This is a genomic window from Mesorhizobium sp. M0808, assembly GCF_040320025.1.
Classification (GTDB): Bacteria; Pseudomonadota; Alphaproteobacteria; order Rhizobiales; family Rhizobiaceae; genus Mesorhizobium.
Window position 1 is genome coordinate 1 of the sequence record NZ_JAMYOX010000076.1, and the last position, 13,181, is coordinate 13,181.

Sequence of the window (13,181 nt, forward strand, 5' to 3'; positions counted from 1 at the left end):
GCGCTGCTCTCTGGTTCGCGGACTAGAAATGCGCTGGCGTAGCGCTACTCGAATGCGGGCCAAGAATTCGCGCATCCCGAAAGGCTTGGGAATGAAATCGGTTCCAGTGCAACCACTTTTTCCGCCTCATCAAGCCGGTCGCCGCTGATCACTATGATAGGAACATCCGATTTTGTCGCCAGATTGCGGACGATCGCAAGTCCATCCTCCCGGCCTAGGTTAAGGTCAACAACCACGAGATCGACTGGCTCACGTGAAAGAACATAGTCAAACTGCTTGCTATCGTGGACTGCGGTTACCTTCAGGGCATGCATCGGCGATGAGGCGCCGCATTGCGGCATCATCGTCAATGACAAGAACATGTTTCAACGGCACACCTCGTTTTGGGGGTTGCGCCCCGATCAGGGTTGCATTACCTGAATCTGCAAGCAAAAGGCATGTATTAGTGATGACATTACTTGAAATTGAACAACTGGTTCTCAAAACCCTCAACGCTCTAGTTGCCGAAAAAGTAGAGGTGTCGATGACAACCAGAATGCGGGATCTCGGCCTCGACAGCCTCGACTATAACGAGCTTGCTACGGCGATCGAGAGCCGACTTGGCTGGTTTGTCGACGATTACAAGCTCTGGCAATACGAGTCCGTAAGGCATGTCGCCGACGCCGTCGCCAGTCAGGAGTTGCGCACCGCGGAACCACCAGCAGTGCGGCAAGTGCTGGAGTAGTGCTGTAGGCACAGGTTACGGTGAGGGCAGCTTGGGCGGCGGTAGCTATGGCCATTGCTCCGCTGTGGTTTCTATTCGTGACTGGTGTGTTTGAGAACTGTTGGGTCAGCCCGGTCCATGTCGCAGTGCCGATGCCCCCTTGATGGCGTTGCCCGCAATTGCGATCGCTGCGCCCAGGGCACCAATGCTGACGGTCGTTGTCAGGCCACCCGTTGAATTGTTGTCAGAGGCAACAGTGCCCACCACACCATCCCAATTGGTGGTCGTATAGACCGACATGTAGTCACGGAACACGCTCTCACTATACGTGGTCACGATCGTTGCCGTCGTACCGGTTGGCACGAGGGCTGACCACACTGACAGATAGACCACACCAGAATTGAAGATGCTTTCCACCTGAGCGAGAAGGGTGGCAGCCACACCCCCAATCGTCATACTGTTGACGGTCACTGCACTTTCGGTGTCAGTGGTCTCAGTTGTCACGATGACACGACGATTAGCGTGTGGCGCGACAAGAAGCGGAATGCTGGTGTGGGTGTAAACGGTCGTGGCAGTCGAGTCTTCGTGAGTGCCATTGAAGACCAGATCTATCGGGAACATTTTCTCCCAGACGCCCGAGCTGCGCACATAGACCTGTCGAGCCTTGGTCCAGAGGCTTGAGATTTTCACCCATACGGCGCTGGCCGCCCCCCAGACCCCGGAGGCTTTGACGTAAAGGGCCATTACGGCTGCACCCAGAAATCACCGTCCACGCCGCCAGAAGGGGCAGCGGCCGAGATCGTGACGCTGCGATTTGCCATCGTGCCGACGCCGAGAAGCGCCTTGGTCTGGGCAATGGACTGCGGTCGACGATAATTGTCCCCGGTGCCGTCACTCGACACGCGACCGATGAAGCTCGTCACAGCGTCGGCACCTGTGGCGTAGGTCGAGCGGTACAAACGCGTCGTGATATCACCAGCGCCATCGCGCTGAGGCGATGAACATGTATGGCGAGAGCAGAACGTTTGGGGCGGGGCGGGACGAAGAGGTTGCGGAGGGCTGACAAGGTCGAGACGAAGCGTTGCAGGCCTCCCGGCGATCGGACCCCTGCATCATCCGCTCCCGTTTTCGCGGCGGCACATGGGAATTCTCCGCTCCGTTGTTCAACCCCTTGTGCGACCGGTGCTTGACGTCCGGCATTACCTGTCGCTTTGCCGCTCCATACGAGCGCAGCTAGTCGGTGATCATGCGCTTCGGCGCGAGCCCCTGCTTCTTCAACAGCCGCGTCAGCAAGCGCTTGGCGGCCTTGGTGTTGCGGCGGTTTTGCACGATTTCGTCCAGCACATATCCATCCTGGTCGACGGCGCGCCACAACCAAAGCTTTTTGCCGGGCGATGGTGACGACCACTTCGTTCAGGTACCAGACATCATTCCGGCACGGCGGGTTGCGGCGCAAGCAGCGAGCGCAGTCCAGCCCGAACTTGATGCCCCACCGGCGACTTGTCTCATACGAAACCACGATGCCGCGTTCCAGCAGCATTTCCTCAACCAGGCGCAGGCTAGCGGAAACCGGAAATAAAGCCAGACCGCGTGGGCGATAATAGGCGGCGGAAATCGGGGGGCGTGTAGCTGACGGCGGGCGTATTCATGCCCCCCGGCGTCCATGTCGCAAATCTTGACGATTGCTTTGTGTGTCAAGCCCGCCGCAGTCTCAACGCGTTCATATGCAGACATTGTGAAAATCGCCCTATTCCGCCTTTTTTTACCGCCCCTTAAGTCCCCCGCTCGCATGCTTGTCGATGCCATTGAACTCATAGCCATCGGCCAAGGATTTTGGAAAATATGTTTCCGCTCGCAGCAGAAAACGTGAGAGTCGCTGTAGGCCTAACGTTAAGGGGAGAGAGCGGTTTGATTGGACGAAATGGGTACCGGAGTACCGAGTCATGAAGCCACGAGGTAATCTGGTCCGACTGAAGCAATTTCAGGTGAATGAGAAGCGGCGACAGTTGCACCAGCTAGACATCATGATTGCCGATTTCGAACGCATGGCGCGAGAACTGGACTTCCAGTTAAACGCCGAGGAAACGAAGGCCGGCATCTCCGATGTCAATCATTTCGCTTATCCGACGTTCGCCAAGGCCGCTCGCCTACGTCGTGACAACGTCAAGAATTCACAATCGGACCTTCTGCGGCAGAGAACCGCAGCCGAGCCATGCCTCGCCGAGGCTGAAGCAGAGCTCTCCAAGGCGCAAATGCTAGAATCGCGCAGCGGCAGAGGCCACGACCTCGAACCCGGCAACCGAAGCGCCATGATCGGCTGAGCCGGATGGCTTCAGCGCGCCTCATTCGCGACACCCGACTGGCCGTTGGCGCGCGAGAGGCGTGCGGGCACTGTAAAGATATCAGCGTCTTGATGCAGCGATAGCTGGTCGGGACGGCTGTCATGCTGCGGCGACATACGCGATTTTGTTCCAGATTTGCATGGCGGCGTTACGCAGGTATTGGGGGAAAGTGGAACTGGTGGCAATCGGATCTCGGTGGAAACGAACCGCTGCGGGCGGACCGGCGCCTGGCGGCAACGCCTGGCGCTTTCGGCGGCGGCGGTAACCGCAAAGCAGGCTGGCCGCGTCGAGGATGAAGCGGCACCTGCGCGATGCCGTTCTGCTCAGGGCCGGGAGACGGGGTCGGCCCCGCCGGCCGGATGCTGCTCGCTTGGCGCGGCATCGTAAAGTCAACCGACAGCTTATGAAGATGTGCGTACATTGGGCCATGTCAGAAGTTGCTCGTGATCCGCTCTATGGTCGCCACCGCTTTCCCGCCGAGATCATTGCGCACGCGGGCTCTACTTTCGCTTTCCGCTCAGCCTGCGCATGGTTGAGGACATGCTGGCGGCCCGCGGCATCATCGTCACGCATCAGACCGTTCGAAGCTGCGCGGAGAAATTCGGACGGCATTTCGCCCAGGAGATCAATATCAGCCGGCTGCCTGGGCGACAAATGGCATCTCGACGAATGTGTCGTGGCTATCAGTGGCAAGAAGCAGTGGCTCTGGCGTGCCGTCGATCAGGACGGCTTCGTCCTCGAAGTGCTGGTACAGAGCCGCCGAAATGCCAAGGCGGCAAAGCGTCTGATGCGCAAGTTGCTGAAAGCTCAAGGGCGGACACCACGGATCATGATCACCGACAAGCTCCGATCCTATGATGCCGCCATGCGCGACCTCATGCCCGGCGTCGAACACCGGTCGCACACAGGCCTGAATAATCGAGCGGAAAATTCGCACCAGCCGACCCGACGACGCGAAAGGATCATGAAACGCTTCAAGTCGGCACGCCAGCTTCAGCGGTTCGTTTCCATCCATGATCCGATTGCCGACCTGCTCACTTTCCCTGCAATGCGCTGTCATCGGCTCAACATCGAGACCTGCGTAACGCCCCATGCAAATCTGGAACAAAATCGCGTGTGTCGCCACAGCGTGACAGCCGTCCCGGCCAGCTATCGCTGCATCAAGCCGCTGAAACTTACAGTGCCGGGCGCGCTGCTACCTGAATTTCCTTACCGCTCAATCAATGTGACAGCACCGATTCTTCTCAACCGCGGCATGCCCTAAATCGTCACCTGCGTGCCGATCTCGACCACGCGCCCGGTCGGGATCTGAAAGTACTCCGTCGCGTCGGCCGCAGTGCGCGCCAGGCCGATGAACAGCCGGTCCTGCCACACCGGCATGCCGGAATTGGGCGAGGCCTTGAGCGAACGCCGCGAGAGGAAGAACGAGGTCGTCATGATGTCGAACTTCCAGCCCTGCTTGCGGCAGATCGCCAGTGCGCGCGGGATGTTGGGCTGCTCCATGTAGCCGAAGGTCAGAGTCACGCGCATGAACAGCTCGTTGACCGTCTCCATCTTGACCCGGTCGCTGTCGGGCACCACCGGCTGCGGCGCGGTCACCACCGAAAGGATGACGTTCTGCTCATGCAGCACCTTGTAGTGCTTCAGGCTGTGCATCAGTGCGGTTGGCGCACTGAGCGGATCGCTGGTCAGGAACACGGCGGTGCCTGACACAAGCTGCGGCTTCTTCTTCAACAGATTGCCGGCGAGGAAATCCAGCGGGATCTCGTTGCGGCGGGTCTTGTCGAACAGATAGCGGCTGCCGCGCACCCAGGTCCACATGGCCAGCACGACGGTGAAGGCCACGGCCAGCGAGGCCCAGCCGCCCTCGAACACCTTGACGATGTTGGAGGCAAAGAAGCCGACATCGATGAAGCCGAACAGCGCCGTAAGCGAGATTGCCACCCACAGCCGCCATTTCCAGATGCGCGTCATGACGACATAGAGCAGCACCGTCGTCACCAGCATGTTGCCGGTCACCGAAATACCGTACGCCGACGCCAGCCTGCTGGACTCGCCGAAGCCGACCACCAGCATCATCACCACCAGCGCCAGCAGAAGATTGACGCGCGGCATGTAGATCTGGCCGGACTGTTTCTCCGACGTGTGCAGGATTTCGAGCCGCGGCAGCATATTGAGCTGCACCGCCTGCCTGGTCAGCGAGAACGCGCCTGATATCACCGCCTGGCTGGCGATGACAGTCGCGGCCGTCGCCAGCACGACCATCGGGATCAGCGTCCAGCCTTCGTTCATCTCGAAGAATGGATGGCCGACGACGCCGTTCTTGGCCAGCACGAAGGCGCCTTGCCCGGCATAATTGAGCAGCAGGCAGGGAAACACGATCGCCAGCCAGGCGAGCACGATCGGCTTTCGGCCGAAATGGCCGAGATCGGCATAGAGTGCTTCGGCGCCGGTGACGGCGAGGAAGATGGCGCCGATGGTCACGAAAGCGACGTCGGGCGAATTGATCAGGAAGGCGACGATGTAGTGCGGGCTCACCGCCCACAGGATTTCTGGATCGGCGATGATGTGGTTGAGACCGGAAAGGCCAATTGCCAGGAACCATACGGCGGTCACCGGGCCGAACACCAATCCCACCCCGCCCGTGCCAAAGCGCTGCACCGCGAACACCATGGCAAGGATGACCAATGTCAGCGGCACGACATAGGGTTGGAAGGTCGGCGTGACGACGTTCATACCCTCGACCGCCGACAGCACCGAAATCGCCGGTGTGATGACGGCGTCACCGAAGAAAAGCGATGCCCCGACGATGCCGATAGCGAGCATCAATGCTGAACGCTTGGGGAAACTGCCGCGCGCCAGCGCCATCAGCGACAGCACGCCGCCCTCGCCGCCGTTATCGGCGCGCAGCACGAACATGATGTACTTGATGGTGACGATGATCGTCAGCGACCAGATGATCAGCGACAGCACGCCGAGGATATCGCCGCGCTCGGCGACATTGCCGCCCGACGACGCCACCAGCGCCTCACGGAACGCGTAGATCGGGCTGGTGCCAATATCGCCATAGACAACGCCGAGCGCGCCTAGCATCAGCACCTTGGGGCTTTGCTGTTCGATTGCCGGATGGCTCGACTGTTCGACGGGTTCTGCCTCGCTACCAGTATTGGTAAGGACCATGGACGACACTCCGATAAGGGGCGGCCCTCTACCTTTGCTGCACTGCAATATCAAGTGCCGCGAGGTAATGGCTCCGTATGCGGACCGCATTTGTTGCCGCACCGGCGGATTGTCTCATACGAAACCACGATCCCGCTCCCGGGCCATTTCCTCGACGAGACACAGGCTAAAGGGGACCTGAAGGAGGGCCAGACCGGATGGGCGATGATCTGCGGCAGGAAACGATGGCGCTGCTTGTAGCTGACGGCATATCTTTCTCCTTTGTGTGTCTGCCAGACGAGCGGGCGGGCACGGAAGTGGTCGCGCTCTGGCTGCCAGACATACTCGTCCAACCTGATGAAAACCTGACTTGTACACCCAGCCCAAACAGGTGCGAGGGGTCGGTCTATTACCAAAGGCTCTGAGGGCTGATTCTCTAGGGTTCCCGCCCAGATTGATCCGTGACCCTTGTTGTGTGCCGCCCCGGGTTGATCGGAGGCTCCAACTCCTGAGAAGGTGGAACCATGACAAGCAAGGCGACCAACAAGTTCTCTCCCGAGGTCCGGACCCCCCGCGGTGCGGCTGGTTCTGGATCACGAACGCGAGCATACGTCGCGGTGGGCGGCGGTTTCATCGATCGCCGCCAAGATCGGCTGCAAGAAAGCCGAGCGTGACGGCGGCGTGCGCGCCGGAGTTCCCACGGATGCTGCGACGAAACTGAAGGCTCTGGAACGCGAGAGCCGCGAGCTTCGCAGGCCAACGAGAGCAAGGCTTCCGCGTATTTTGCCCAGGCGAAGCTCGACCGCCGGTTCAGGCCACGATCGCGTTCATCGACGATCACCGCAAGGCGCATGGGGTTGAGCCGATCTGCAAGGTGCTGCCGATCGCCCCGTCGACCTACCACGACCATGTCGCCAAGCGCGTCGACCCCTGCCGGCTGTCGGCTCGGGCAAGATGGGATACAGCCTCGAAGGATGAGGTCCGACGGGTTTGAGGCGAACTTCCGCGTCTACGGCATTCGCAAGGTCTGGCGGCGGTTGCGTCGCGAGGGCTTCGAGGTCGCCCGCTGCACGGTTGCCCGCTTGATGAAGGCCATGGGCCTCGAAGGCATCGTCCGCGGCAAGCCGATCCGCACTACGGTGAGCGACAAGGCCGCACCTTGCCCTCTCGACCACGTCAACCGCCAGTTCCATGCTCCGGCGCCGAACATGCTGCGGGTCTCCGACTTCACCTGCGTCGCGACCTGGACGGGCTTCGTCTATGTCGCCTTTGTCATCGACACCTATGCCCGTCGGATCGTCGGCTGGCGGGTGAGCCGGACGGCGCATGCAGCCTTCGTTCTCGATGCCCTGGAACAGGCTCTCCATGATCGGCGGCCCGCGCGGGGAGGCGGGCTCATCCATCACAGCGATAGAGGCAGCCAAGGCGGATTCAACCGGATCGTCGCAACACCGGCATCATACTGTCCCCCAAGGAGCTGGTCGAGGAGTTCGGCAGGTGTTTTCCAGCCGAGCGTTTTGCGCGGTCTTGTGTTGATAGCATGGGCAACTGCGTCCAGTTCCCGGGCTGTGTGCCGACTGAGATCCGTGCCCTTTGGAAAGTACTGTCTCAGCAAGCCATTGGTGTTTTCGTTGGAGTCTCGCTGCCACGGGCTTGGGGATCGCAGAAGTAAATCTCGAGCCCGGTGTCGATGCGCAGGTCGGCTGCTGCGCCATTTCCGCTCCATGGTCCCAAGTCAGCGACTGACGCAGCTGCTCGGGAAGTTTGCCCATGGATCGGGCTATGGCTCTGCGGACTGCTTCAGCGCCGTGGCCTGCAAGTGGTGGACCGTTCTTGATGCGCAGGCTCTGCTGATAGCCATGCATGCGCGGCAGGTGAAGCACGCATTGTGAAGCGTGAACTTCGTTCCACGAGCGTACCGATCGCCTAGCTTCCGAGGCCAAGGATGAGGTCGCCTTCCCAATGTCCGGGGACAGCCCGATCGGCAATTTCGGCCGGACGGTCGCTTATTATAAGGGCGTCTCCAATGAAGGACTTGTTGCGAACTCGGGCCCGTTCGCGCGGTACGCGCGTTCGCGCGGTACGCGCAACGCTCGGCCTGAACGCAGACATGCGGTCAGTCCTCGGCGCAATGCTCCGCGTCCTTGAATGTACAAGGACTGATAGATCGTCTCGTGGCTGATCCGCATGGTTTGATCCTCTGGGTAATCGATCTGAAGCCGATTTAGCGATCTGCTCGGGGCTCCAGGCTGCCGACCACCTCCGGCTCTGTCGTTTTTTCCATACCCACCTTGGGGCCCTCGAATGAGGCGCCATTGGGGTTGGTGACTTTGCCGGCCAAGCGCTCCTCAACATATTCACGCAGAGCCGGATTGACCGCCAGCTTGCCAGGAGGCCGCCGGGACTCACGATCGGCGTGCCATTGGGCGGCACTGGCCGGTAATCCAGATTGCCGCTGCGCGTCGCGGCATTGCGCCTGACCTCCCGCGAGATTGTGCTCGGCGGCCGACCTAGTTTACGAGCAATGGCCCGGATGCCGATTCCCTTGGCAAGCTCAAGCGCAATATCCTCGCGCTCCCGAAAGAAAGATATCGCCCCGAAGGCGGCTTCGCCCACGGCGCCAAATGCGTTGGCGGCATCCCTCCTGCACTCCGAAACCAGCGCGGACCAAGAGGCGTTGATGTACCGGCATCCAGTGCGGCCTCCTCGCTCGAATGTCCCAAGGCAATAGCTTGCCAGAACCGGAAGCGATTCTCACGCTGCCAGGCAGGCGGACGCCCGGGCGAATCTAGCTTCTTTCGAGTGCACCGATCTGAAGCGCGTTGGTGAACCGTCATTGCAACCTCCAATCCCTTGGTGTTGCGACGACCGGTTGAATCCGCCCAACACGTCAGCATTCAATACACCGAGCGCTTGGCGGAGGCCGGCGTCGAACCCGCAGTGGGCAGTGTCGGCGACTCTTTCGATAATGCTCTCGCGGAAACGATCATCGGTCTTTTCAAGGCCGAGGTGATCCATCGACGCGGACCCTGGCGCTCATTCGAGGCCGTCGAGTTCGCCACGCTCGAATGGGTCGACTGCTTCAACAATCGCTGGCTGCTGGAGCCCATCGGCAACATCCCGCCGGCCGAAGCCGAGGAACGCTACTACGCCATGTTGGATGAACCAGCCATAGCCGCGTGACTCAAACGAAACGGCCACCGGAATGCCCGGGGCAGTTCACATCGCATTTGATGCCAGCTTCATCGTATTTTCTTCGGCTTGGACGGGCACTTGGCAGACCCACAGAGCTGGGAACCCTTTGCCATACTACAACTGTAACATCATATCGGTTTAGCAGGTCAAGCTTCGGTGGTAACCTCATTGGGTAGAATAACTACTTTGGAGGCGAGCAATGGATCGCGATAACAAACGGGCACGTGCAGCTGCAAGATCATCTCAAGGCGTGGGGAGCAGTAGCCTCCGTGACGTTCCAGAGGGGCCATTGAGCGATGTTGCAGAACGGCTGGTAACCGCTAACCCGCGCGATACAGCGCGAAATCTTGGGGGCTTCAAAGGCCTCGGGACGCACGAGCGAACAGCCGTTCGGGGCACTCAACCCGGGCCAGAAACTGACCTCGCGAGATTTGAAAGGCGGACCAATCGGCTTGGACGATCAGCCATCGATCTGGCCGCGACATTAACAGCCGAATTGGGGTACAGCACGGATGACATAGCATTGCAGAAAGTCGGAGCGGCCAGTAATCTAGGCGATTACCTAACGCCAGGGCTGCAAGATGCTATTGTTAATCGCATTGGCAACATGGATCCGCCGTCGCAAGCTCTCGGAGCTTATTACGTTGCGCCACACTTCAGTAAGTTTACTGACGAAAACAAATCTCGCATTCTTGATCAGGCCATTGGATTGGCTTCTTCTGATCCGGATGGCAATGTCAGGATGATGGCATCCAATGCTATTCTCAACATGTATCAACAGTTAGACGCAAATCAACAGGCCCAAGCTCACTCAGTTTTTCCCGGCATGCAAGACATCTTGCCGCACATGCCGCCGCCGCAGCATGCAGCAGAGGAACGGAGTGCGAATCTGGACGGCCACATAGCAGGTATTGAGGCTGCAGTCCGTGATACAGTAGGCCCGCAAACCTCCTATGAACAGCTGCAGCGGGGTGCTCAAATCGGGCGGTCCATAAACCACGCCTTCAATCACGCCCGAGAGGACCTAATGGAGGCCACCAGAAGCAGAGATCGCTCCGGCCGTTGAGGTCTCGGCCATGGTACAGTGACGCTTTCTCTCCCGAAATCCGTTTACGGCCTTGCCGTTTCCAATTCGCTGGCCGTTGACGTACCTGCTTAGTGTAACTTTCAAAACCCACGTCTGCCGGGTGATGCGCTGCAAGCATCGCACCACCCACTGCGGCATCGATCTGTCGAGCGGCGACATCGCGCGACGCCGGTTCGGTCTCTGAAGCACGCGCAGCATTAGCTACGGCTAATCCGGCAATGGAACAATGCTTTCAACAAAAACGACGCCCCCCAACATAGCCATTAGCATCGCGTGCTCACTCGCCGTGGGCTTCTGTGCGGCAAGTCTTTACGCAACCTTCCGCCACGGCGGCAGCGGCGAGGCTCTGATGGCGTTTGATGTCCGTGCCTTTTGGTTTGAGACGCCCTTCTATTTGGGTTTCGCAACCCCCGTTTTCTATCGGGGCGCGGCTATCGTGCTCTCGACGTCCGCGGTCGTCTTGCTGATTCAGCAGATCGTATTGCGCCGCAAGCTCGAACACCACGGGACGGCTCGTTGGGCTCGAGTGGATGAAATGCGACGCACGGGATATCTGCGACGATACCGTGGCGTGACAGGGCCGGTGTTTGGGAAGACAAGTGGCCCTTTCTGGCCTGGCTACTACCTGACAAATGGCGAGCAGCCTCACAGCCTCATCGTTGCACCGACCCGCGCTGGCAAGGGCGTCGGCATAGTCATTCCAACGCTACTTACATTCAAAGGCTCGGTGATAGCTCTGGACGTCAAGGGGGAGCTCTTTGAGCTCACCTCGAGGGCGCGCAAAGCCGCAGGTGACGACGTGTTTAAATTCGCGCCGCTGGATTCGGAGCGGCGCACAAACTGCTACAATCCGCTGTTGGATCTTATAGCGCTGCCTCCACAGCAGCAATTCACCGAAGCCCGCCGCTTGGCCGCAAACCTGATTACGGCCAAGGGGGAGGGCGCGGAAGGTTTCGTCAGCGGCGCGCGAGATATCTTTGTCGCGGGAATCCTTGCCTGCATCGAGCGGGGCACGCCAACAATCGGCGCCGTCTATGACCTCTTCGCCCAGCCGGGGGAGAAGTTTAAGCTCTTCGCGCGACTCGCCATGGAGACCCAGAACAAAGAGGCACAACGCATCTTCGACGACATGGCGGGGAACGATACGAAAATCCTAACCTCCTACACTTCCGTGCTCGGCGATGGCGGGCTCAACCTGTGGGCGGATCCCGCTGTAAAGGCGGCCACAAGTCGCTCGGACTTTTCGGTCTATGATCTTCGCCGTCGCAGAACGTGCATCTATCTTTGCGTTGGTCCGAACGACCTTGAGGTGATCGCGCCTTTGATACGCTTGTTTTTTCAGCAAATCGTTTCAATTCTGCAGCGGTCGCTGGCCCGCCGGGATGAAAAGCACGAGGTTCTCTTCCTGCTCGACGAGTTCAAGCACTTGGGTAAGCTGGAGGCGATCGAGACCGCAATCACGACTATCGCGGGCTACAAGGGGCGTTTCATGCTCATCATCCAAAGCCTTTCGGCACTGACGGGAGCTTATGGAGAGGCTGGCAAGCAGAATTTTCTCAGCAATACCGGACTGCAAGTGTTCATGGCCACGGCTGATGACGAGACTCCGAACTACATTTCCAAGGCCATCGGTGAATACACGTTTGAAGCCAAATCGATTTCCCACAGCCAGGCGCGAACGTTCGACTGGACCATTCAGAATTCCCATCAAGGTGCACCGCTATTGCGTCCCGAACAGGTTCGGCTGCTCGATGACGACTACGAGATTGTTCTCATCAAAGGTCTGCCACCATTAAAATTGAGGAAGGTGCGTTATTTCTCGGATCGCATTCTGAAACGCATCTTTGAAAGCCAGACAGGCGCCCTCCCGGAGCCGGCGCCCTTGATGGGAGCAGAGGAGGCGCTCTCCGCAGAATCTCAACTCGATGACCCGCTGTGTGAATTGGCGCAGGACTTTGACGATACAGTTTGATGTGAGGCTAGTGTGGACCCGCGAAATAGCAATCCATCCCGTGTAACAGCTTTGTCGCAGGTGCAGGACGCCGGCTTGGAAGACGGGCAAGCGGTCCAGGCCCGGCGAGCGGGCTTTGAGCAGCACGTGTCCGAGGCGCTCCGGCCGCTGTTCGATGGTCGAGCTGACGAGCCGCCAACCGATCCAGAGGAGCTTCTGCGACTGGAACAGGGGTTTCGCGAGGTGCTTCAGCGAGGGCAGGGTCATCAAGCCGCCTCGTCTTTTTTCAGCAACCCAGGGATGCCCGCTGGACGGGATGACCTCAACAGAAGCGTGTCGGAGGCTTTCGCAAGCTCTGGGACGCCGGAGTTCGGGCCGCCGCCCCCAGTCTTGGCTGCCAGCGAACAGCAGATCCGCCCTTCGCCGGATGCGCTTGACCAGGGCAACCACCTGCCACCCGAGTGAGTCGTCCCAACAATGAACATTCCCCAGCGCTGTTGTGGCCAGCGGAGACGCAGAGGGCCCTGAATACGCCGCAAGCCGTCGCCATTCAGCAGCAGCTGAGCGAAATCGGCAATTCAGGCGGCCGCGTGCATATGCAGAGAGGCGCTGATGCGATCTCCGGACCGGTAGCTCTCGCCGTAATTGATCAGGCTGGTACTGTTGGAAGGCTTGATCAGCCTCGTCACCCCAATCTCCAGCATAGCTCACTGTCACGCGGCCAACGTGCCTCCGTAGCTAACA

General features: G+C 59.5%; 7 protein-coding genes, 8 pseudogenes and 1 other annotated feature. Of the genes and pseudogenes, 8 read left to right on the forward strand and 7 right to left on the reverse strand.

Features of this window, described 5'->3' with window-relative positions:
- Positions 1 to 369: pseudogene (gene virG, locus NKI25_RS34995) on the reverse strand (two-component system response regulator VirG); the annotation flags it as partial.
- A gap of 79 nt (positions 370 to 448) precedes the next feature.
- Here virG and NKI25_RS35000 point away from each other — a divergent pair.
- Positions 449 to 724 (forward strand): acyl carrier protein, encoded by a 276-nt coding sequence (locus NKI25_RS35000; RefSeq protein ID WP_023679571.1) that lies wholly within the window; start codon positions 449 to 451, stop codon positions 722 to 724.
- A gap of 105 nt (positions 725 to 829) precedes the next feature.
- Here NKI25_RS35000 and NKI25_RS35005 read toward each other — a convergent pair whose 3' ends face one another.
- The 3 genes and pseudogenes from NKI25_RS35005 to NKI25_RS35015 all read right to left on the reverse strand — a co-directional run bounded on the left by NKI25_RS35005 (position 830) and on the right by NKI25_RS35015 (position 2,352).
- The gene (locus NKI25_RS35005) at positions 830 to 1,447 is read right to left on the reverse strand and encodes a hypothetical protein (protein ID WP_352572610.1); all 618 of its coding nucleotides are present in this window, start codon (positions 1,445 to 1,447) and stop codon (positions 830 to 832) included.
- On the reverse strand, positions 1,447 to 1,626 hold the full coding sequence (locus NKI25_RS35010) for a hypothetical protein (RefSeq protein ID WP_352487759.1): 180 nt from the start codon (positions 1,624 to 1,626) through the stop codon (positions 1,447 to 1,449). Before NKI25_RS35010 ends, NKI25_RS35005 begins: the two co-directional genes overlap by 1 nt.
- Positions 1,623 to 2,352, reverse strand: a pseudogene (locus tag NKI25_RS35015) (IS6 family transposase). Before NKI25_RS35015 ends, NKI25_RS35010 begins: the two are co-directional and overlap by 4 nt.
- A gap of 294 nt (positions 2,353 to 2,646) precedes the next feature.
- Between NKI25_RS35015 and NKI25_RS35020 the strand changes: the two are divergent.
- The 3 genes and pseudogenes from NKI25_RS35020 to NKI25_RS35030 all read left to right on the forward strand — a co-directional run bounded on the left by NKI25_RS35020 (position 2,647) and on the right by NKI25_RS35030 (position 4,178).
- Positions 2,647 to 3,024, forward strand: a complete 378-nt coding sequence (locus tag NKI25_RS35020) for a hypothetical protein (RefSeq protein ID WP_023679574.1) — start codon at positions 2,647 to 2,649, stop codon at positions 3,022 to 3,024.
- A gap of 243 nt (positions 3,025 to 3,267) precedes the next feature.
- Positions 3,268 to 3,422: pseudogene (locus NKI25_RS35025) on the forward strand (DUF1403 family protein); the annotation flags it as partial.
- A 50-nt stretch (positions 3,423 to 3,472) separates the two neighbouring features.
- Positions 3,473 to 4,178, forward strand: a pseudogene (locus NKI25_RS35030) (IS6 family transposase).
- 127 nt (positions 4,179 to 4,305) lie between these two features.
- Here the strand turns inward: NKI25_RS35030 and NKI25_RS35035 are convergent.
- Together NKI25_RS35035 and NKI25_RS36675 are read right to left on the reverse strand one after the other, a co-directional pair.
- Positions 4,306 to 6,225 carry a potassium transporter Kup gene (locus tag NKI25_RS35035; protein WP_352572607.1) on the reverse strand — a complete coding sequence of 640 codons (1,920 nt, stop codon included), beginning with the start codon at positions 6,223 to 6,225 and terminating at the stop codon, positions 4,306 to 4,308.
- 83 nt (positions 6,226 to 6,308) lie between these two features.
- Positions 6,309 to 6,443, reverse strand: a pseudogene (locus NKI25_RS36675) (IS6 family transposase); the annotation flags it as partial.
- A gap of 285 nt (positions 6,444 to 6,728) precedes the next feature.
- On the opposite strand from NKI25_RS36675, the pseudogene NKI25_RS35040 reads away from it, so the two are divergent.
- Positions 6,729 to 7,628, forward strand: a pseudogene (locus tag NKI25_RS35040) (IS3 family transposase); the annotation flags it as partial.
- Positions 6,980 to 7,096: a sequence feature (AL1L pseudoknot), on the forward strand. It overlaps the preceding pseudogene by 117 nt.
- Here NKI25_RS35040 and NKI25_RS35045 read toward each other — a convergent pair.
- Positions 7,607 to 9,041 (reverse strand): annotated as a pseudogene (locus NKI25_RS35045) (IS30 family transposase). The pseudogenes NKI25_RS35040 and NKI25_RS35045 sit on opposite strands and share 22 nt — an antisense overlap.
- 43 nt (positions 9,042 to 9,084) lie before the next feature.
- Between NKI25_RS35045 and NKI25_RS35050 the strand changes: the two are divergent.
- The 3 genes and pseudogenes from NKI25_RS35050 to virD4 all read left to right on the forward strand — a co-directional run.
- Positions 9,085 to 9,387, forward strand: a pseudogene (locus NKI25_RS35050) (transposase domain-containing protein); the annotation flags it as partial.
- Between the two features lie 301 nt (positions 9,388 to 9,688).
- Entirely contained in the window at positions 9,689 to 10,465 is a 777-nt protein-coding gene (locus NKI25_RS35055; RefSeq protein WP_245260339.1) for a hypothetical protein, read from the forward strand.
- Positions 10,466 to 10,712: 247 nt separating this feature from the next.
- A complete protein-coding gene (gene virD4, locus NKI25_RS35060; protein WP_352726340.1) occupies positions 10,713 to 12,458 on the forward strand; it encodes a type IV secretion system ATPase VirD4 in 1,746 nt (581 codons plus the stop codon).
- Positions 12,459 to 13,181: the final 723 nt, after the last annotated feature.

Bases quoted from the DNA above. Each gene is read 5' to 3' on its own strand.
- NKI25_RS35020 (WP_023679574.1), top strand. From the start codon at position 2,647: ATGAAGCCACGAGGTAATCTGGTCCGACTGAAGCAATTTCAGGTGAAT.
- NKI25_RS35005 (WP_352572610.1), bottom strand. From the start codon at position 1,447: ATGGCCCTTTACGTCAAAGCCTCCGGGGTCTGGGGGGCGGCCAGCGCC.
- virD4 (WP_352726340.1), top strand. From the start codon at position 10,713: ATGCTTTCAACAAAAACGACGCCCCCCAACATAGCCATTAGCATCGCG.
- NKI25_RS35035 (WP_352572607.1), bottom strand. From the start codon at position 6,225: ATGGTCCTTACCAATACTGGTAGCGAGGCAGAACCCGTCGAACAGTCG.
- NKI25_RS35000 (WP_023679571.1), top strand. From the start codon at position 449: ATGACATTACTTGAAATTGAACAACTGGTTCTCAAAACCCTCAACGCT.